Below are 21,324 nucleotides of genomic sequence, written 5' to 3' on the forward strand. Positions count from 1 at the left end.
ATTCATTTGTTGCGACATCTTCAAACAGCAGTTGTGGATTTTCATCGATAGAGCCTAATGAATTAACTTCCAGATCGACAGCAGATATATCTGGGCTTCCATTAGTAAATTCTGGAACAAAATCTAAAGATTCTGGTTGTTGTGGCCTGAGAATTTCTTCTCCAGGATGCTGCGCGAACAAAGGCGTTTCAGGCGTGGAGGTATTGTTGATTATAGGAGAAATAGTTAAGTTACTTGATGTTAATTCATCAAATAAATTATCTCCAGAGTCTGATGATAATATCAAATCTAGCTGTTCTTGATGCTGGAAATTGATATCAAAATCTTCTTCTATATCAAAATTGGCTATAGGAGAAGGTATGGACTGCTGATTATCAGCAAAAATGTCATCAGCCGCCGCAGTAAACAAACTTTCATCTAATGCCCTTTCCACATTCTGCTCAATTAAGGAATCGAATTCGTCCTTTTCCTCTGTGGTTTCCTGGTTCCAGAAGTTGCTCAGATCGTTTTCTGATTGAGAAAACTCAGGTTCTGTTACTGGAGGCGTATCAAATAAATCACTGATTTCTGGTTCACTTGTCGATAGTTGTGGCTGTTCTTCCATTTCAGCAAACAAGTTGTCCAAAGACAAGTCTGTTGGCTGGGGTAATTCTATGTAGTCACTAGGGGTAATTTCTTCTACCCAATTTGCATTTTTAGTTTCTAAGAATAAGTTATCAAAATTATTTTCTTGGTTAGTAGATAGTTCTACACTGGCGAACGGCTCAGTTTCTGGTTGAGTGACATTGCTAGTTGGCAATAGTTCATCATCATCTAACCCCAGTGTCAATAAATCTTCGACTACACTATTTTGGACAATCTCGCTCTTAGTCTGGTTTGTATCACTAGAAATATCAATAAACTCTTGTAAAATTTCGGAAGAAGATGAGTCTAAATTTATCTCAAATTCGTTAATATCGCTCAACTCTAAAGGCGTAGCAGATGTTTGTTGATTTTGCGGTTCTGAATTATCTTTTTCTAGGAAATGGTCGCCAAATAACAAGGATAAATCTTCTGTTTTAGCGGTGGTTGTTGGGTGTAGCGCGTTGCTTATATCCTCATTAAAGGAGAGTAAGTCAGATAAATCGTTATGAGCGTCTTCAGCCTCAGTGCTGCTCAAATCAATTCCAAAGTCATCGATAGTAACAATATCTAAGGTTTCTTCTTGATGCCAGCTTTCATCTAGTTCGGGAGTCTCACCGTCAAATAAATCGGCAAGGGTATTTAACTCAGCTATTCCTACCTCTGGACCATTGGGATCGAGATTGTTACTGATTGGGTGTGCTTCGTCATGTGTGGTGAAAGTAAGACTAGTGTTTCTATTTTCGTTTAGTGGTATTCCTTGTAACTGAAGGGAGGGGCGTTCGTCGGAGACGTTGGCGTAGCTATCGCTACTATCTTTGTCTAGATTTAGTTCTTCAGTCGTCTGGGCTAACGCCTTGGTGTCACCAGATAGAATTGGCTCTGATTCTGTCAAAACCGGAGATTGTTCATCAAATAAATCAGGGGTTATTTCTAATAACTCAATTTCTGCAAAGTTTAAAAGCGCCTCTAGTTGTTGACTAATTGCAATTTCGGCTTCTCTACCTTGCAAAACTAATTCTTGAGCTTGTTTGATTTCGGTAATGACAATTTTAGCTAAAGTCAGATAAGTATTTTCCAGATTGCCGATCGCACTGGCTGCTGCTTGACACAAACCACACCAGTTGGGCAAATTCCAAGTTTCACCAAGTTTGACTAACTGGTGACAGCATTGCTGGAGGTTTTGCCGAGTTGAAGGTGTTGTAGTTTGCTTAAATAATTGCAACATTTCCCGCAGTGTTTGCAGCACTTGGGCTTGAAACTCGCTCCAGTTATTATTTTCTTTAGCGGTGACTGGCGCTAGCGCCTCTTGGGGTGCTACCGAGTCTGGAGATTCCTGATGGGTGTATTCTGCCAGATCGGGAATATCTCGCCGCATGAAAATTTCTGTAAGTGTGGAGACATTCTCTATAGAGGTTGTAGGTTCTGTTGCCTTAGAACTGCTGGCTACTCCACTCTTTGCTTGTTCTACAAGTAGTTCCAGATGCTGATACAGCCATTGAAAGACTGGCTCAGTTTCTGACATCAAAGTATTAGCTGCATCTTCAGAAAGACCATAAGGCCCACTCAAATGCTCTAAAAGCGATTTTAGGGTATCAGAGACACCAAGAAATAAAGACTCTAACTTTTGGTCAATCTGAACCGGATTATCTTTGAGAATTTTGAAACAATCTTCCAGACGGTGGGAGGTATGCTGGATGCTAGTCAATCCAAGCATCGCCGCTCCTCCTTTGATGGAGTGAGCCGCCCGGAAGACCTCACTGATCATTTCCGGGTCGTTCAGGGTACCCTCTAAATTCAGCAAGCCCTGCTCAATGGTATTCAGGTGATCCCTGGCTTCTTCGATAAAGTAACCCAAAATCCGCTGTTGTTGTTCCGGCAGCATAGTTTTTTAGTCAAGAGTCATTAGTCATTAGTTATTAGTCATTAGTCATTGGTCATTGGTCATTGGTCATTAGTCATTGGTCATTAGCAAATAAAAAGGACAAAGGACAAAGGACAAAGGACAAATGACAATTTATCTGGTTTCCATAGTTTCCACTCGGAAACGTTCAACGGAGGCGATCAAGTCACGAGATACACCTACTAAGTGTTGTAGAGCACCTGAAACTCGCTGTGCTTCTTGGGAAGTTTCTTGGGCGGTCAGTTCTACTGATTGCATTACATGAGCGACGGCGCGGGAGGTTTCCGTTTGTTCCACAGTGTCGCTAGTAATAGATCGCACAAGAATATCGATGCGATTCGCCACTTGAATAATGTTTTCGAGCGATCGCTTGGCATCTTCTGCCAATTTTGTACCTTTAATTACTTGTTGTGTGCCTTCTTCCATCGCGGTCATTACAGAGCCTGTTTCGCTTTGGATTTGCATCACAATTTGTTCAATTTCTTTCAGGGATTTGGCAGATTTATCTGCTAGCTGGCGCACTTCATCTGCAACGATCGCAAACCCGCGTCCGGCTTCTCCGGCTCTTGCCGCCTCAATACTAGCATTGAGTGCTAACAAGTTTGTTCTGGAAGCAATTTGAGAAATCAACGCCACAATTTTAGAAATTTCTTGGGAAGATTCCGCCAACCGCTTTACTTTGCGAGTGGTTTCGGCAACGGTTTCTCGAATTTCTAAAATCCCTGCTACGGTATTTTCTACTGCTTCGCCACCTTTCAAGGCGATCGTACTAGCATCACGAGCAACGGTTTCGGCTTCCCGCGCCGCCTCTGCTACCCGTTGAATCGAGTCGGTCATCACCTGTACAGAATTCAGCGTTACTGCCAACTCTTCTGCTTGCCGCAAAGCATCACTAGATAAAGCTCTCGCAAAGGTTTCGGAGTTGGTTGCACCTTTTGTTACATCCTTCGCCGCGACTTTTACCTGTTGCACAATATCCCGCAGGTTTTGAATTGTCAGGTTAAAGGCATCAGCTACGGCTCCTAGTACGTCGGCTGTCACTTCCGCTTGGACTGTTAAATCGCCTCTAGCAGCTCCTTCCACATCATCCAAGAGCCGAATCACCTGACGTTGAAGGTTTTCTTTGGCTTCTTCTTGTTCATCGGCTTTGCGTTGGGCTTCACTTGTGGTTGTGAAAATTACCCGCGCCATTTCATTAAAGCCAGTGGCTAAATGCCCCAATTCATCTTCGGAAAACACCGTGGCTTGAGCATTCAGATTTCCTTGACGTACAGCCTCAAACTGAGCTTGGAGGTCATCAGTTGTGCGCCGAATTTGTTTAAGCGCCAGATTCCCCATGAAGCCTGCGGTAGCAAAACCTGCAATCCCAGCGGCTAGTGACATTGCCCAACCTGTGTTTCGTACTGATTCTCGTTGTTGGGGTGGCGAAAATGTGGTAGCGACAAAACTAACTGTGGCTACAACCAGCGCCGAGACTATGCCCACACTTCCAGCAATTAGCCATTGTTTTCGTTCAATGGAGGCATTTTCTAATGGTGCTAACCATCCCTGCTCGATGCTGACGTTGGGTTCTAGTTTGGAGATATCTGTTTGGCTAAAGACTGGAACGGCTTCATGGGAACCAGTCATTGAGAAAAGTTCTTCTTCGCGATCGGCTGAATTACTTGCAAAAGCCTCTGCTACTTGAGGGCGTCCAGTGTCACTAGTTTCTGCTGGAGCAGAATGCATTGCTGCATTACCGAAGTTAGAATCTCCTTCGATTAGGTCAAACCCTGGAATATTGCCTAAATCGTCAAATTCCTCAAAGTCATCTAAAAACTCGATATTGCTCTTAGAATTTTCTCCATTCAGTATATTGCTTGAGTCTTCATAAGAGTTTAAACCATCTGAGCCAAAGGCAGACTCAAATGCTTCCATATCAAAATTTTCATCATCATCGAAGCTATTTTTACCGCTGAATTCACCTGATTTAAAATGCTTTTCTTTTCGAGGTAAATTACTATTAAAAGCTGATTCGTTATCGGCTAAATTCGACTGGAAATCTGATTTTGCTTCAATTTTTTTTGGTGTTAACCAGCTATGGGATTCGGTTTCAGATAAGTTATTTTGACTGCCGTATTCCAAGTTATTTGTTGTTGGCGAATCATTTCTCGGTTCTTCTGCAACAATCAGTAAAGTTTCGTCTCCAAAACTAGATTTTTTATATTCTAAATTTCCCATACTCTGATCTGGAGACTTTGGCTCACTCAACAAATCAGGGAAATGATTCTCGTTATTATCAGTTTGTGAATTAGAAGATGAAGAGTTATTATTATCAATAGTTGAATTTCCGTAAGGAGAATTTATCCCATTATCTGAGAATTGACTATTTGCTAATGATTCTTCAGAAATATCTTCTGAGATACTTTCCTGCCAAAAAGCAGGCAACTCTAATTCTGTGTTCTCCTCCCAGTTTTTATTTGGCTCTTGTTCCTGTGATTCTTCATTCATGGCAAAAGGATCATCACCAAAAGCTATAGAAGAATCTGATATTTTTTCTGTTCCAATACTATCTTCTGTGGGCAGTTCGAATGGACTTTTTGAAGATGTATCTTCAACGCCATTCAGACTTTCTTGATGCTCTCCAAAAAAGTTCAAATCAAGATTGTCGCTGTCAAACTCTTGATTAGCGCTTAAATCTTCTAATTCTGATTCGCTATATGCCAGTGGATCGGATATCTCTGAATTTATTTCCTCTTGACTTTCTGATGGATCGAGCTGCCCACTAAATGATTCTAAATATTGATTGATATTGTCAATTCCATTCTTGGCAAAACCAATAATTTCTCGATCGTTAGTCAAGCCTAACACCTGTTGATATTCTTCTTTTGCTACATCATAGTGTTGTAAAACATAGTAGATGTGACCCCTCAACAAATGGGTATTGGGGTCATCTGGTAAATTTTGCACCACTTGGTCAATTAAAGTGGCCGCAACCTCATAATTTCTTTGAACATAGGCGGTCATCGCCTGTTGATATGTTGGCTCGTAATTATCAATACTTGCTGCCATTTCCTCCTCCAATTTCATCCTGCCCACCTAGCACTTCGTACAATTGCCATTTGATCGAGCAATCGGAGACACTGATTATTTTTAGCACCTAATGACCACTCTCCACGTAAAAAGGGAGCCATCGTATCTGGAACACTAGTTGGTGGCATGAGATTCTGGACATCCAACCAGTCCATACCACCGATTTCCTCTACTGCTAAACCCACTATTGTGTCTTGCTCTTCAATGGCAATCACCGAAATTTCAGCTCTATCCGTGTTTAATGCACCTGCTTCCCCCAGAAATTGACCCAAATCGGCCACCCAAATAACTCGACCTCGTAAATTTAGAGTACCCAAAAGTAAAGGAGAAGCATTAGGAATCGGGGTGATTCTGTCAGGACTTAGTTCAATTACCTCCCGGATGCCAGTTGCTTGTAGTGCAAACTCCTGATGCGAGGGAATGTAAAACCTCAAATGTAACTCACCTTCAGGACTTTCTACTTGTAATTCTGGTCGAAAGTGGTCTTGACCGCTGCCACTTAAAAAGTCCGGTTTGCTGACCATGTTGTTTTTATCCTTATCCTCGCAGCAGTTGTTTGACTGTTCCTACCAACTCGGTTGGTTGAAACGGTTTGGCTATGTAAGCGTCTGCACCCTGTTTCATGCCCCAATAGCGATCGAATTCTTCACCTTTGGAAGAACACATAACTACTGGGACATTTTGGGTTTTTGGATCGGATTTTAACCGCCGACAAACTTCGTAGCCGTTCATTCGGGGCATGACAATATCTAATACCACTAAATCTGGAGGTGCTATTTGAATTGCCTCTAATGCTTCTAATCCATCACTAGCATGGGTAACTGTTAGGCCAGTTGCTTTCAGGAGGTCTGTAATCATCTCCCTTTGCGCTATACTGTCTTCCACAATCAGAACTGTGCTCATAATTGTCTATTTACCTCCTGATTTAGACGTTCCTAATTGGAACATTCCCTGATTCCTCCGCAAGTATTAACTGTATAAATTAATTTTAGGTTCTCACTATTTTCCTGGATATTGACGTTTCACTCAGTTAACTGACTCTGTGATAACATCTTTTTACTCATCTTTTAATAGATCAACAAATCTTGGATCTGTTTATTTGCCCAATGCCCCATGACGCCACTTGCTCCACTTGGGGAGACCCCAAGACCGCAGTGGCTCCCCCATGCCCAATACCCAGTGCCCTATTTTCATTGGTTGTTAATATATTTCTCTACGAGCATCAGTAACTCAGTGTCTGTAAACGGTTTTGTCAAATAATCTGTTGCCCCGACCATCCTAGCTTTGACTCTATCCATAAACCCATCTTTCCCAGTAAGCATGATAATCGGTGTGAGCCGAAATGCTGTTGAATGTCGGAGCATGGCACAAACCTCGTATCCTTCCAATTCCGACATAGCAATGTCGCATAAAATTAAATCTGGTTTGAGTTGAAAAACCAGACTCAGTGCCTCTAAAGGATTGGTGAGAGCGATCGCTTCATAACCTTGTGGTTGTAAGATGGAATTTATAGTCTCACCGATGGCGATCGCATCGTCAATACATACTATCCGCCCCATCGGTTTTTCTTTCAATTCCCTGTTATCCGTGTGTGTATCTGGGTGATTAGTCTCTGAGTATACTAGTTGTAGCCAACTTTGTTGCACATAAGGATATATTGCCTTAGCGACTGTCAAAATGTCTCGGTTGAGATGGCGAGCTAGTTGTCGCAAGGATGTTTTACCATCAGCCCAATGTTGTAGCTTATTCACGGTTGCTTCTGGTAAAGAAGATTGTAGCTGAACTTTGTCAGATAGCACTGGCAATTGCTCTGGAGACTGAATGTGTGGATAGAGTTGCTTCCACTGTTGCAGCTGCTTGGTGATTTTTGTCACCAATGGAGCAATCTCATAAGTATTTAATTGCGGGGTAAGTGCTGCACCCTGATGGAAAATGAAGTTACCTTGGCGTAAACTCAGCAAATCGAAGAGAGTTTCATGCACCAAACCGTAAATGATACTACCAGCTATCTTAGGGTTGATGATATTCCGCTCCAAGAGTGCCCAAAGATAGGCATACTCTGGCGCGTCGGTTGGTGGTAGGGTGGCAATTTGTTTGTCGGTGAGTCGCATTTCAACTCGATAATGACGTAAATAATCACTAATTCTGGATAAACTACTCTCGCCTTCTTGGCAATAGATAATTTGACCATTCAGGAAAAAAACGAACCAAGACTGTTGTTTAGGGCGATAAATGTTTGCTCCATCTCCACCCAGTTTGTTGTTATGGTGAGAGCTATAAGCTTCCACCCATAGTTGCCCAGTTCGCTGTCCCAATTCAATCAATTGCAGGATACTGCAAATATCAATTTCATTTAAATTTCCCTGCATTTAGCTAAAAAGTACTCCTTAAGTATTGCTGAATTCTGAATCGTGAATTATGACTTATTCTTTAAGTATTGATTATGGAGTATTGAAAAGATTTTTACTCTATGTCTGATTGTCATTAGGGAATACATTAAACTATAAACCTTTATCTTTCGTAATACACTTTGACAAAGCTAGTGTTAACACGGAAGTCATCATCACTGTCATCAGTACAAAATATAAAGGCGCGACCAGATCGCTTCTATAAGTATCAAGACGTAACATCTTGCGTCTATAGTTTTGTCTGTCTTGTTCTTCTAAACCCTGGTTCAGTGAGACAAGTTAACAGAATTATTTAAGGTATATCTCAAAACACGAACTTTAAGTGCATCAATAAAGGACTAACGGTGTGCTGTATTTAGCAGAAGTACAAAAACAGAAAGGTGGTTTACTCAGTGGCGGTGGCAAAACCGAACTGAAACTGCTAGCTTGTCAGCGAACTGACCAGAATTGGAGTACTGTGTCGGAAGAGGTGATTGCCGCTGAGGACGCAAGCAAATTAAATGATGGTGCTTTGGTATTGGCTGAATTGAATCCGAATCGTCAAGTGCAGCGGATTCAAGAAGCAGGGCGTCCACTCGTCAACATTTTGCAGAATTTTTCCCGCCAGTTGGAGAAATTTAAGCTCAAGGAAGATGAGATCGATCAGTGGAAACAGTCACTAACATTTCAGGCGCAAGAGTTGAATCGCCGTGAAATGGACATGGAGGTAAGAGCAGAACAGTTGCAGCAATTGGAGGATGAGGTACAACATCTAGAGGAGCAAAAACAGGAAGTTGACACCTCCCGCCAGGAAATTGAACGATTACAAGGAGAAATTGAGCGCAACCGCCAAGAGTTGGAAGGCGCTTGGGAGCATTTACGGGGTGAGCAGCGTCGCCTGGAGGAACGCCAAGCGGATTTTCAACAAGGGACGGTTTTGGATGAGGAGCAAAGTCGAGTAATGAGTGAGTTACTCGATCGCTTGTCTAGTCGTATTACTCCTACGGAAACAGTTAGAGAACACCTGCATCTAGCCTTTGAATTAGTCGAAAAGCAGCAAGCGACTCTTACCCCACACTGGCAAAAACTGGAGGAGCATAAAAGTGCGATCGCACAACAGCAAGAAGAAGTTGAGCGCTTGTCACAAACCTTTAGCGATCGCCAAAATGCGTTGCAAGAAGCGCAAAATTCTCTAGTTCAGCAAAGAGCGCAATTGCAAATAAATACAGCAGACCTTACCAGTAAGCAAGAGTATGCTCAGCTCGTCAAAGAGCAGTTACGAAACGCCGAAGAGTTATATCAACAGATGCACTCTTTAGCTGCAACATCTGGTGATGTAGTTCTTGGCAAGGAAGCTGATGTGGAGGCTTTGGAAAAAATGCCTTTAGAAGAACTACAAAAGATAGTTCAAGACTTGCAGCATAAGTTAGAAATCGACGCTAGCTTTGTTCACGATCAAGAACAAGAACTGAAATATAAACAAGAAGCTATAGAAGAACTTCAAACTAAATTAAATCACGCATCTGACCATGACCACATCAATTTGGAACTAGAACTAACTGATGAAAAAGACCTTTATCAGATGCTAAATTCCAGTTTGGTGGGACAACGCCGCAATATGCTACAGCATCAGAAGTTTCTCAAGCAACATCAAACTGTACTGCTACGGCGGCAAGGACATACTGTTACTGAGGAAGAAAGTAACAACAAAATTAATTTAGAACCGATTCTGTTACAAATTGAAAATCAGCGACAACAATATTCACAAGAAATCCAAAAGCTGGAACGTGAAATTGAGCAGATTCGTTCTGGTGTTGAGCTAAATCAGGGAATGATTGACAATCAAACTCACGATCTAGATGAAAAGCGCCAAGAACTGAAAGCGATCGAGGAAAATTTGCTATCCCTACGAAGAACAACCGCTGAATTATCTGGTCGAGTGAATCTTTATCAAGAAGCACTGCAACCAATTCAGGATTCTCTAGATGGATTACGGCAAAAGCTGCAAGGAATTGCAGAATCTTTGGATCAATTCCAGGAAACTGGTGATTATCAAGTCCAAGCGATCGCTCAGTTGCGTCATACTCTCCAGAGTTTAATGCCTCAGCCGGAATTACTAGCTTCTTAAAAAGCAAATATACTAGGCGATTAGAAATCGCAGCTACGCAAACTCAAAGAATTTGAAACCCACGGAGGTGGGTTTTGTATTTCGACTCCGCTCAACACAAGTCTGTATAGCCGCGAATTCTATTCGCCAAGGCAGGTGTGTTTTTACAAAAGTCTGTAGACCATTTTGCTTTAGTAGCGAGCTTATACCAATTGCTTAATGCTTCCTGACAATCTGCATGGGTTTCTGCATATTCTCTTAAGATTCTAAAACTAATAATGTGCATCGTCCCTAATAACAAAAAGATTTTAAATAACTACTTAAAACAGATCCAGTCGCCTTCTACTTGAGCGATCGCACTTAAAGTTTGATAGCGCCTACGTGCAGCAGCTTCATTATTTACGGATAATATACAGAATTTTGTATAAATTCGCAGGTAAGTTATGAATGCATTGGAGATGTCCAATGCAAAGCGGCGGTGTTGCACCAATTGGGAATTCTTTACGCCAACAAAGGGGAAGTGGATGAAGCGATCGCACTTTTCAATCAGTCTTTAGAAATAAATGAACGCATTGGTAATGTCCAAGGCAAAGCGACGACGTTGGACTGTCTGGAGTATCTACGCCAACAAAGGGGAAGTGGATCAAGCGATCGCACTCTACAATCAGTCTTTGGAAATTAATGAACGCATTGGAAATGTCCAAGGCATAGCGGCGACGTTGCACCAATTGGCAATTATCTACACCAACAAAGGGGAAGTGGATGAAGCGATCGCACTCTACAACCTGTCTTTAGAAATAAGTCAACGCATTGGTGCTGTCCGAACTCAAACAATGACTCTGCGGAGGTTAGGAGATTTGGCAGAACAGCAGGGTGAATACACTAAAGCGATATCCTATTTGCAACCAGCTTCAGAGATTTTGCAGCGATTGCAGTCACTACACGCTGAAAGTGTGAGTGCAAGTCTTGATAGGATAATTCGTAATTCGTAATTACAGTACGGAAAGATTTTTTGTCTCACGCAGAGGCGTAGAGAAGAACGCGAGAGTGTTTTATAAATAAATGAAAATTGCTGTAATGAGTCTTTGATACTCGTTAACGAGTGTTTAATACTCGCGGACGAGTCTTTTATACTCGTGGAGGAGTCTTTTATACTCGTGAATGAGTCTTTGATACTCGTGGACGAGTCTTTGATACTTGTGAATGAGTCTTTTATACTCGTGAATGAGTCTTTTATACTCGCGGACGAGCCTTTTATACTCGTGGATGAGTCTTTTATACTCGCGGACGAGCCTTTTATACTCGTGGATGAGTCTTTGATACTCGCGGACGAGTCTTTACAGTAATTTAGGTGAGAGAATCAGGATCTATGCCGAGCGATCGCAACCGTTCTCGTAATAATTGGGTTTCTCGCTGTGCTTGTTGAGCTTTTTGTTCTGCTTGTTGAGCTTTTTGTTTTGCCTGCTGAACTTCTAGTTGAGCAAGTTTTTTGTCTTCTTCTGGTGTTAAAAACCTTTGTCCTTGTTGGTTATACCAATACATCCACTCCCGTGGTATGCCTAGATAAATTCCTCGTTCGATGCCAATTCCTAAATCAATTTCTGGCAACCAAACTGGATTACCATCATGTAATTCATAAACATTGTTAACTAATTTGTAAACTTCTAAACGTGGCTTGCGGCGACGAAATGGGTTGTAAACTACATAATACAAAATTCCCAATCTTGCATACTCTGCTTTTTTGGTCGAGTACTCACCACGGTATGTTTTAGATACTACCTCCAAAACTAATATCGGTAGTTTCTTCTCTTCCCAAAGCACGTAACTGGGACGGAGGTTTTCATCATAAAATCGCTCTACGCCCAGACTCAAAAACCCATCTGGTACTATTGGCGGTAAGTCTGGATCGTAATAAATACCCATGTCAACGCCAAAAAACCAATCCATGCGTTCAGGCCAAGCCATTGCCAAAAGCACTTTCAGTAAACCGGGAATCAAATCTTGTAATTCGTTATCCACTGGGGTGTCGTCAGAGTCTGGTAGTTCCTCTGATGAGGGCAAACAAGCTAATGGATCGTAATTTAGCATGATGGGCTGACTGTTTTTCGGTGATTAAGCTGTTACGCATACAACTTGCATTATCAGGGCGGGCTTTTCGGCTCACCCCACAATCATATTGAAAAAATATTAGTGCAAATTAAAGGCGCAACAGCTTAGTACATCTTTATTTTATTAATAAATTTTGATAGCAATTTAGAAGAACGCGAGAGTGTGATTTAACGTGAATTCGACAAATCTCTCCCTGCTTTGCAATAGCAATACTCAAAACTATTTCAAACAGATCCAATCGCCTTCTACTTGAGCGATCGCACCACCAGGAAATGGATCGGTTTGCGATCGGTTGGGCGCTATAATTAAAGCCGTTAATTTTTCAATGTGTTCAAAACTGGGCGCATCAGTCAATATTTGCTGCAATACCTGACGCATCACCCGACGTTGCAATGCCAGTGGTGCTTTCTGTAATACCCGACGATTTAACCGTAAGGGAAAAACAGTAAGAGAATCTTCTTCATGTCTCACGCCCAATGCCGCACCCCGCAACTGCTGGGCAGTTTTTTCCAAATATTCCACTTCCGCTTGTAAAAGTTCTGCTGTTTGAGCTAGGGCTGATTCTACTTTTGGGTTGAAATTATCTCGCAAATATGGTAATAATTCTTGACGGATGCGGTTGCGGGCATATTGCAAATCTTGATTGGTGGAATCTTCCCAAATTGGTAATTTAAATTCTTGACAAAATTGCTCTGTTTGTATCCGAGTAATTTCTAAAAGTGGACGCACTAACCCAATGCCTGTAGTTAGGGGGCGTTGCCAAGTCAGGGCTTGTAAACCATCAGCACCAGTACCGCGAATTAAATTATAGAGGAGAGTTTCGGCGCGATCGCTGGCGGTGTGTCCTGTAACTATATATTGATAATTATTTGCTTGTGCGATCGCACTTAAAGCTTGATAGCGCCAATCGCGTGCAGCAGCTTCACTATTTATAGGCTTGTTCGCTGTTTCTAAATAAAAAGATATACCCCAAGTTTTAGCTAAGTTTTCGACGTGGTTAGCGTTAGCTTCGGAGTCAGAACGCCAGCGATGATCGCAGTGAGCGATACCTAAATACCATCCCCATTTGGATTGTAAATCTAAAAGTAATTTTATTAAACACAAAGAATCTTGTCCGCCGGAGACAGCGACTAATAGCCGCTGGTTGCGCTCAAACAAATGGCGCGATCGGATGGTGCGATGAATTTTTGCATGTAGGGGAGTCCATACCATTTTATTTTTTTCAGCGCACACAGACACAGATAATTTTCTATTATATCTGTGTGTATCAACTTGAGTATTAGTTTTTACCTTCCTTTAGTTGCTGCCGAAGGTCGTCAAGGGGAGAGTTTTCGTGCTTGATGTTTAATCGATTATCTTCGATTTCGGTTTCATCAGGGCAGAATTCTAGACGTACTCTAATTTTACCTGTCCGCCATTGTTGACCGGGTATTATAACACAACATTCAGATCCTTCTCCAAATACTCTTGATCCTGACGATGTAAAGTGTTATGCCCAAATTTTTTTGATTTCCTTGAATAACTGAAACACTATTTGAGTGCGAGGTAAAGTTTCAAATGCTTCTTGATGAAAATGCACAACATCATCAGGATTTAGAGGTTCCCATTCATCATTCATAATCAATTTCCTGTAACTAAATTTATAGTTTCCAAGATATTGGAATTAATTGTTTGGATTTGACTTACAGCCGCAACTTATTTAACTATCACTGCTAGTTAGGGGAAACTAATGAGGAGTCCTGAGTACAGTTAGGGACTTGGGGAGCGTTGAGCCATTGCTGAGTAGTGATAATCAGCCTGAAGATGGGGTGATAGAGATAATTTACTTAAATAGATAGTGCTAATAAAAACTTAGTATCTATCTCTTACCCAAGGGTAGGGGACATCATTATACATCATAAATTTCTGTTGTAATTAGTGCAGGGTAGAGCTAGCGTAAAGTAGACAATTTGACAATCTTTAATACTAAAACTACTTGGCGTATAGTCATAATCTGTCCACACGCAAGAAGAACGCAAGATACTTAATATATGGTTCAGAATCTCGACTGTCTGTTAATTGCTCAAGCTGTTGTACAGTGTCTGCATGGAAAGCTTGTTGCAGAACAAGCTAAATTCTTAGCAACTGTTACTGATGAAAAGTCAGGCTACATAAATAAGCAGAGTCAGTCTGGTGTTTCTCAGGCTCCCAGACTGACTCCTAAGTTCAAAAACATAGAAAGGACTGTAAATGATGAAACCTCAAATTCCATCTATTATCCAACCCCATTTAAAGGTTAAACCAATGGAGACAGAAAGAAAAGCCCCAGAGGAACCCTTCTGGAAGAAACTTCCAAAACCCATTACCGTTAACGTTATTGGTTGGGTGACTGCTTTGGGAATACTCTCGGCTTCGGGAGTGTTGGCAGGAGCCAAATGTGGAAGCCTGCACGTTCAACTTAGCTCTTTTGAGTTGCAACTCATAAAAGGAAGTTGTACACCATTTGATCGACAAATGAAATAACCTACCTCTGCTACTGCTAGGGCAGGTTTATGATGCCTGCCCTTACCTGGGTGATCGCTCCTCACTTCTAGGGGGTAAATTTTCAAATGCTTCTTGGTGAAAATGCACAAATTATCATCAGGATTTAAAGATTCCCATTCATTATTTATAATCAATCTCCTATAGCTAGATTTATTACCCCGTTCACGACTGTTGTAATTGGTGTAGGATCTAAAACGCTCAAAACTAAGCTCCATAAAGGTTTGGGCATATTGCACCTTGTGATAAATGCGGGCTTGGCGTATAGTCATAATCTGTCCGCACGCAAGAAGAACGCAAGACACTTAATATATGGTTCAGAATCTCGAAAGAACACGCCAAAGTGCAAGGTTTCCAGAAACTGCACCGGCTGCTAATCCCGTATTTTTTAGAACCTATAGCCGCCGTACAAAGGCGGGACTTAGGGAAACATGGGATGAGGTATGCGATCGCACTATACTCGGCTTAGTCGAGTTGGGAAAGCTAACTCAAGAAGAAGCTGCCACACTGGATAAGATGCAGCGTAACTTGAAAGCTATGCCCAGTGGGCGCTGGCTATGGGTTGGTGGTACAGACTGGATAACCAAGCCCAAGAACTTTTCCGGCGCTTATAATTGCACCTCTACCAATCTCGAAGACTGGAGTGCCTTCGGGTTAATGATGGATCTGGCAATGATGGGCTGTGGTACTGGAGCCGTCTTAGAACCACAATTTATTAACCAGTTGCCCCCCATCCGTAATCAACTGAATGTCACTGTACAAGGTGAAATTGGCAGCACTCCTGTGCAACAGCGACGTGAATATACTCAAACTCATATACAAGGAAATAACGTCACTATTCACGTTGGAGATAGCCGTGAAGGTTGGGTTGAATCATATCAAACCCTATTAGAACTTTCCAGTAACGAACAATTCTCAAAAGAAGTTGAAGTATTAGTTGATATCAGTGATGTCCGAAAAGCAGGAGAAACTCTCAACGGCTTTGGAGGAGTTGCTAATCCTGTAAAATTACCTGTACTGTATCAAGGGTGTGCATCTATTCTCAATAAAGCTTTAGGACGACAATTAAATTCAGTTGAATGCTGTCTATTAATCGATCAAGCTGCTGTCACAATTGTTGCCGGCAACATACGAAGAAGTGCGGGGATGCGTCAGTTTATTGCTGACGATGAACAAGGAGCCACCGCCAAAGATAACTTATGGCAGCAAGATGAAAATGGCAACTGGCGAATCGATCCTGAGCGTGATGCGCTCAGGATGGCAAACCATACCAGAGTTTTTCACCGCAAGCCGACCTTAGAAGAATGTGTTGGTGCTGTCCGCAAACAATATTACAGTGGTGAGGGAGCGATTCAATGGGCTGGTGAAGCCGTAGCGCGATCGAACATTGATTTGCTGCCAACACAATCTGACAAAGTTGAGTTTTTACAAGCTTATGAACAAGGAACAGCAAAACAATGGTTACAGGAACGTCATTCAAATCTGGATGCTAATGAGTTAGAACATCGTTTAGCTCGCTATGGGCTAAATCCGTGTGGTAAATGATTTTGCCTCACGTTAAAAACCTCGCAAAAACGGGGAAAGCTGAGATGCTAATCCCGTGGTAATCAAAGGAACTAAAAAGCCTTTGACACCGTACAGCGTAGAGAGTGAAACTAGATTGTATGAGAAATTGGTGTCTAGAATATAATCTCTCCAAGAGTGCGGGGGTGGATGTGAAAAACACTTTTATAATCTCAAGTCACATTTGCAAAATGTACGCGGAGCTACTGCAAATAATCAAGCAGTAGAACTAGGGGATAAAAAGCCTTTAGGGTAACAAAGAAAGGAAATCATCGGCAGTAATTTTCACTGCAATTTGTCTGAGGTTCACCTTAATCAAATCGACCCACGTAACTATAAAGAACAAGAAGAAGCTTTCACTGCTGGAGCGCTATCTGTAGCAGCACTTTTAAATCACAAATTCCTGGAACCACGCTATCAATACAGCCGTGAATTAGACCCGATTGTGGGAGTTTCTTTTACAGGTTTATTTGATTTCTTTGTCCATGCTTTTGGTGTTGATTGGCTGCGCTGGTGGGAAGCCGGAAGACCTGCAACTCCACAAGGATTAGCTTTCAAGCGTGAGGAAGAGAAATACCTCAGTTCTTGGAGAGATATTGTACATCGGGTAGTTTGGGATTATTGCGATCGCCACAATCTCAAGCGCCCAAATCGTTGCACCACAGTTCAACCTAGTGGCACTAAGGCTTTATTAACTAATGCTAGTTCGGGGTGGCATCCTCCTAAAGCGCAAAGATTCATTCGTCGCATCACCTTCGGTAAAAATGACCCAGTAGCCTTAGCTTGTATTGACTATGGTTACAACGTCATTCCCTCTCAATCAGACAAAGACGAACAAGGCAATTTACTTAACGATCCCTTCGATCCACGGGTGAGTGAATGGCTAGTGGAAATCCCTGTTTCTGTAACTTGGGCTGATTTACCAGGGGCTGATGAAATTGATGTTTCTAAGTTTTCAGTCTCAGCCCAATTTGATTTTGTCCTCCAGGTTCAACGTTGGTATGTGACTCACAACACATCAGCTACTTTGGAACTTCGCTCTGATGAAATCGAGCCTTTGGGACAGCGCATTTACGAAACCATTCAGAATGATGAAGGATATATTTCAGCTGCTCTTTTAGCCCGTTTTGACGATTTGCAATCATTCCCACGTTTGCCGTTTGAACCAATAAATAAATCAACCTACGATCGCTTAACTCAAGAGGTGAAAGCGCGACGCAAAACAGATGATTTCTGTGCAGTACTAAGCCGCTACGATTTAGGCGAAATGACAGAGGCTGGCCCTAGTGGTTGTGATTCTGATAAGTGTATGTTTCCCGATCGGGAACCAAGCTCATAAGGCGAAATGATCGGGGAGTAGGGAGTGGGGGACAAGGAGGACAAGGGGGACAAGGGGGACAAGGAGATAAACAAAACTTCTAACTCTTAACTCCTAACTCCTAACTCCTAACTCAGCACTCATTACTCATTACTCATTACTCAACACTGTTTTGCCCAATGCCCCATGCCCAATGCCCAATCCTTTAACACGTTACGATCAATTAAGAAGTAATAATTTTTTACGGCAGTGCCAGGAGTCTTTTTATGTTCATTAATGAATTGTCGCCTATATTCAGAGAATTTACCCAGCATCCAGTCTCATTTGTAGGTGGGTTTTTCTCTGGTGTGCTTCGACTCAATCTTGCAGACGATCCAGTTAAAAGCTGGCTAGATAAACAGAGCCGCTCAAATAGTTACACCAGCATCACAACGGATGCACATAACGGCAAAGCCAGTGGTCCTCAGCAGATTTCGATTGACTAAAAACTCCAACCTGACATAGTTTAATTTACTACAAAATAAGGAGTCAGTGCTGCCGATGGCAGCGCTGACTTTTACTTTTTATATCAAGTTCGGGTAATTAGTTATGATTTCCAGAGTCATTGCACCCCACCCCCAGCCCCTCCCCGCCTGCGGGGAGGGGAGACGAAGCGTAGCTTTGGCGGGGTGGGGTTCTTGGGGTTTAGTAAGTAATCAAGCGGACATGATATTACAATCAACATCTTGGCATTTGTTACTTTTGCAAGGTGTCTATTGTACTCCTGCAAAGAAGCAAGCTACGTAGAAAGTGTGATGATGAATTACTAATACCATTTATTTGTGAGGCTGCGCCAAATTTTCTTTCTTTGTGACGGCAGTCGCTCATGGGGGAAACCCCCAAGACCGCGCTGCCTCTCCTTTGCGCCTTCTCTAACGAGACGCTGCGCGTAGCAAGATCCCCGAAGGGGTATGCGGTTCGTTTTTCTTTATATGGTTTAGCGCATCTTCATACAGAATTGGTATAACTACGATTAACTGCGTTGCCAAATTTTAATTGTCTTATCCAAACTGCCACTGACTAACATTTCGCCGGAAGCTGTGAAGGCTAATGCTGTGACTATATTCCCATGACCTGTAAACGTAGCCAGCAATTCCCCGGTTTGTAAATGCCACAATTTGATGGTTTTATCAGCACTACCGCTAGCGATAATTTGTCCATCGGGACTTAAAGCGATCGCATATACCCTATCTCTATGTCCTTTAAGGGTATGAAGTAATTCTCCAGTCTCCAATTGCCAAACTTTAATCGTTTGATCCCAACTACCACTCACAAGCAGTTTAGCATCTGCACTGATTGCTAAGGAACAAACGATGTGAGAATGACCCATGAGGGTATGCAGTGGTTGTGCATCTTTTAAACTTTTGATTCCCGTTTGCGGTGAGGTGCGCCAAACTTTGATTTTGCGGTAGCTACCTGTAACTAGAGTTTCGCCGTCTCGACTCAAAACTAGGGAATGAGCAGCTGTATCATCTAAAGAAAGTGCGATCGCAACCTGACGATGCATCAAATCCCAAAAGAGAATTTTTCTGTCATCTCCGCCTGTCGCTAACATTCTGCCATCTGGGGTGAAAGCAGCACACCGCACTACCCCATTGTGTTTGTGCAAAATATCTATCAAGTCTAAAGCGCCTACGTGCCAAAGCTTAATTGTCGAATCTGCACCGCAACTGACTAAAGTCTGTCCATCTGAACTAAAAGCTAGGGAATTCACTTCATCCACCAGCCCAGATATTACCCAAGGATACTCTGATAATGTCTCTATTAATTCACCCTTGCTTAAATCCCAGAGTTTCGTCTCGCCACGACTACCACTTGCCAAAATGGGTAAGGCTTTGCCATTATTACACCCGGAACTGAAAGCTAGGCAATTAATCCCTCTGGTGTGTCCTTGCAAAGTCTGCCAGCATTCCCAGTCACCGATTATAGCTTTGAGACAATGTTCTGATGGTAGAGTCTGTATTGTATCTGCGATCGCTCTCTCATTAATTACTGGCGACGTGTCTTTTTTACCCATCAGTGATTCTAAATACCAACTTAACCCCCCTGCATATAACAAATTACTCGGAGTGACATACAATTTTGGTTCGCTAAATTCAAGTTGATTTGTAGGTAAAAATCCCGTTATTATACTCTGCTTCTCGTAACCTAAATTACCTGTGGATGGATAAAATAAACAGAGAAAAATTAATACTTGGTGGTTTTTTAAATCTTCTTGAGTAACCGACCACCTAATTTTGTCTTTCTTAATACCATTAAAACTTTCTCCATCAGCAACGTAAACTTGAACACTTAGCTGAGGATGATCCTTGAGTATATAAGGAAATTTACTTTCGCTACATAAATTTCCCTCATCATCTAAAATCATGTTTTGCAAAGTATCTTGTGACACCTTTTTGACTAACTTGCCCAAACGTTCAGTTATTACCCTATCAACAATATGCTCCCGGAAAAGATAATCTTGGGCTTGTTGTTGGAAGTATTTGGGAAAAGGTATCGTCCAGTCAGGAGGCTCAGGATATTCCGGCGGCGTCGGCGGCGGATTTTTGGCGAGAACTTCTGCTTGTTGACGAGAAAGTTCTTGGAGTCTAGCCAATGGCTCGCCCCAAAAGGCTATAACTTCAGTGTGACAACCTTTAACTTGACTTTCCAGCAAAGATAAGTCATAAGTTTTAGGTTTTTTCACACGTTGAAGGAAGTCAATTTGTTGAGCTTTGAGTAAGCTAATCCAATCCATCTACATTCCTGCGGCAAACTATTGCATACCTACGGTAAGCTATACAAACGCAATTACTCAAGTTTATAACCTTAGTTAATTAAAAATTCAGTAATATTAACAGTCTAATAAAACACAGCCATTGACAAATGTTTCCGGGAAAGAGATAGATGGATAGCACTTAGACATTTCATGAACTGATGCAGTTGAAGTATATAGAATTAAATGATATCAGTCAATTCTAACGGAGATAGAGATCGAGATACTGTTTCTAGAGAAACACTTCTAGCTGCAAAGGAAAGTTAAATTTGAGACGGATTTAAAGATTGCAGTCACGTTAAGTCAGCAAATAGCTACATAAAAATCACCTAGTAACGATAATTCTCGGAAATATCCTCTGAAATCAAAATAAATGGTGAAGATTGGCTAATTTTAACCTTTGCGTTTTGGTTGTTTGGGTGTAGTACTTACATTAGATGAGTCGCCAAAAGTATCCCTTGCTTCGATTTGTTTAATTTTCATTTGTAAGTTCAAGTCATCACTGCTAACAATTGTTTCTAAATTCGCTAATCTCCGTTCTAACAGTTCTATTTGTTGCTGTTGCAAATAGTTAGTTTTGGATTTTTGCTCATCAGAACGCCAAACAGCAACTGTACCAACAGCTGCGCCACCAATTGCAACTAAAGGAAGAATAGCACCGCTTCTAGTAACGGCTGACAGTGGCACGCAAACTCCCAGAATGGCAACTGTAATTACCCAAATTCTTGTGGTAGCAGATAATCTGACATCTTGGTATTGTTCGAGATTGGATTGAGATTTTTTAGCCATAAGTTTATCCACAGAAAAGTTATTTGCTACATTTGCACAAATGTTTACTAAATTACTTCCTACAATGGGGTTAAGTATAATTGCTATCCTAATATTATTTTTGTAATTATGATTACTCAGTTATTTGCGATCGCTAGATTA

The 21,324-nt window shown here is 41.8% G+C and carries 16 protein-coding genes and 3 pseudogenes; 8 read left to right on the plus strand and 11 right to left on the minus strand.

All coding sequences use genetic code 11. The features are described from left to right. From RM049_RS15440 to RM049_RS15460, 5 genes are all read right to left on the minus strand, one after another. Positions 1-2,506: Hpt domain-containing protein (locus RM049_RS15440; protein ID WP_322704809.1), on the minus strand; the 2,506-nt coding region annotated here is incomplete at its 3' end. 132 nt (positions 2,507-2,638) lie between these two features. Further along, positions 2,639-5,575, minus strand: a complete 2,937-nt coding sequence (locus tag RM049_RS15445; RefSeq protein WP_322704810.1) for a methyl-accepting chemotaxis protein — start codon at positions 5,573-5,575, stop codon at positions 2,639-2,641. A 14-nt stretch (positions 5,576-5,589) separates the two neighbouring features. Next, positions 5,590-6,120, minus strand: a complete 531-nt coding sequence (locus RM049_RS15450; RefSeq protein WP_094352320.1) for a chemotaxis protein CheW — start codon at positions 6,118-6,120, stop codon at positions 5,590-5,592. A 13-nt stretch (positions 6,121-6,133) separates the two neighbouring features. Further along, positions 6,134-6,499 (minus strand): response regulator transcription factor, encoded by a 366-nt coding sequence (locus RM049_RS15455; RefSeq protein ID WP_069073698.1) that lies wholly within the window; start codon positions 6,497-6,499, stop codon positions 6,134-6,136. A 287-nt stretch (positions 6,500-6,786) separates the two neighbouring features. After that, entirely contained in the window at positions 6,787-7,965 is a 1,179-nt protein-coding gene (locus tag RM049_RS15460) for a response regulator (protein WP_322704811.1), read from the minus strand. Between the two features lie 385 nt (positions 7,966-8,350). Between RM049_RS15460 and hmpF the strand changes: the two genes are divergently transcribed. From hmpF to RM049_RS15475, 3 genes are all read left to right on the plus strand, one after another. Further along, a complete protein-coding gene (gene hmpF / locus RM049_RS15465) occupies positions 8,351-10,111 on the plus strand; it encodes a pilus motility taxis protein HmpF (protein ID WP_322675052.1) in 1,761 nt (586 codons plus the stop codon). A 457-nt stretch (positions 10,112-10,568) separates the two neighbouring features. After that, positions 10,569-10,772 (plus strand): tetratricopeptide repeat protein, encoded by a 204-nt coding sequence (locus RM049_RS15470; RefSeq protein ID WP_322704812.1) that lies wholly within the window; start codon positions 10,569-10,571, stop codon positions 10,770-10,772. Beyond that, the gene (locus tag RM049_RS15475) at positions 10,729-11,082 is read left to right on the plus strand and encodes a tetratricopeptide repeat protein (protein ID WP_322704813.1); all 354 of its coding nucleotides are present in this window, start codon (positions 10,729-10,731) and stop codon (positions 11,080-11,082) included. The genes RM049_RS15470 and RM049_RS15475 overlap by 44 nt, the downstream gene beginning before the upstream one ends. Before the next feature lie 355 nt (positions 11,083-11,437). On the opposite strand, the gene RM049_RS15480 is transcribed toward RM049_RS15475, so the two are convergent. The 4 genes and pseudogenes from RM049_RS15480 to RM049_RS15490 all read right to left on the minus strand — a co-directional run bounded on the left by RM049_RS15480 (position 11,438) and on the right by RM049_RS15490 (position 13,817). After that, a complete protein-coding gene (locus RM049_RS15480; protein ID WP_322704814.1) occupies positions 11,438-12,178 on the minus strand; it encodes a Uma2 family endonuclease in 741 nt (246 codons plus the stop codon). Between the two features lie 240 nt (positions 12,179-12,418). Next, positions 12,419-13,411 (minus strand): tRNA lysidine(34) synthetase TilS, encoded by a 993-nt coding sequence (gene tilS / locus RM049_RS15485; RefSeq protein ID WP_322704815.1) that lies wholly within the window; start codon positions 13,409-13,411, stop codon positions 12,419-12,421. A 67-nt stretch (positions 13,412-13,478) separates the two neighbouring features. Continuing rightward, positions 13,479-13,664 (minus strand): annotated as a pseudogene (locus RM049_RS39290) (KGK domain-containing protein); the annotation flags it as partial. A 24-nt stretch (positions 13,665-13,688) separates the two neighbouring features. Beyond that, positions 13,689-13,817, minus strand: coding sequence for a hypothetical protein (locus RM049_RS15490; RefSeq protein WP_322704816.1), 129 nt, complete (start codon positions 13,815-13,817; stop codon positions 13,689-13,691). Positions 13,818-14,229: 412 nt separating this feature from the next. Here RM049_RS15490 and RM049_RS15495 point away from each other — a divergent pair, with 412 nt between their 5' ends. The 5 genes and pseudogenes from RM049_RS15495 to RM049_RS15515 all read left to right on the plus strand — a co-directional run bounded on the left by RM049_RS15495 (position 14,230) and on the right by RM049_RS15515 (position 18,085). After that, positions 14,230-14,478, plus strand: a complete 249-nt coding sequence (locus RM049_RS15495; protein WP_322704817.1) for a hypothetical protein — start codon at positions 14,230-14,232, stop codon at positions 14,476-14,478. 4 nt (positions 14,479-14,482) lie between these two features. Beyond that, positions 14,483-14,701, plus strand: coding sequence for a hypothetical protein (locus tag RM049_RS15500; protein WP_322675058.1), 219 nt, complete (start codon positions 14,483-14,485; stop codon positions 14,699-14,701). Between the two features lie 330 nt (positions 14,702-15,031). Then, a pseudogene (nrdJ, locus tag RM049_RS15505) lies at positions 15,032-16,261 on the plus strand (ribonucleoside-triphosphate reductase, adenosylcobalamin-dependent); the annotation flags it as partial. A 286-nt stretch (positions 16,262-16,547) separates the two neighbouring features. Continuing rightward, positions 16,548-17,621 (plus strand): annotated as a pseudogene (gene nrdJ / locus RM049_RS15510) (ribonucleoside-triphosphate reductase, adenosylcobalamin-dependent); the annotation flags it as partial. A 245-nt stretch (positions 17,622-17,866) separates the two neighbouring features. Further along, positions 17,867-18,085, plus strand: a complete 219-nt coding sequence (locus RM049_RS15515) for a hypothetical protein (RefSeq protein ID WP_322704818.1) — start codon at positions 17,867-17,869, stop codon at positions 18,083-18,085. A 527-nt stretch (positions 18,086-18,612) separates the two neighbouring features. Here the strand turns inward: RM049_RS15515 and RM049_RS15520 are convergent. Together RM049_RS15520 and RM049_RS15525 are read right to left on the minus strand one after the other, a co-directional pair. After that, complete coding sequence (locus tag RM049_RS15520; protein WP_322704819.1) at positions 18,613-20,376, minus strand: WD40 repeat domain-containing protein; 1,764 nt, start codon at positions 20,374-20,376, stop codon at positions 18,613-18,615. 411 nt (positions 20,377-20,787) lie between these two features. Beyond that, complete coding sequence (locus RM049_RS15525; RefSeq protein ID WP_322689088.1) at positions 20,788-21,183, minus strand: hypothetical protein; 396 nt, start codon at positions 21,181-21,183, stop codon at positions 20,788-20,790. Positions 21,184-21,324: the final 141 nt, after the last annotated feature.

This window comes from Nostoc sp. DedQUE04 (assembly GCF_034530995.1).
In the GTDB taxonomy this organism is placed as follows: domain Bacteria; phylum Cyanobacteriota; class Cyanobacteriia; order Cyanobacteriales; family Nostocaceae; genus Nostoc.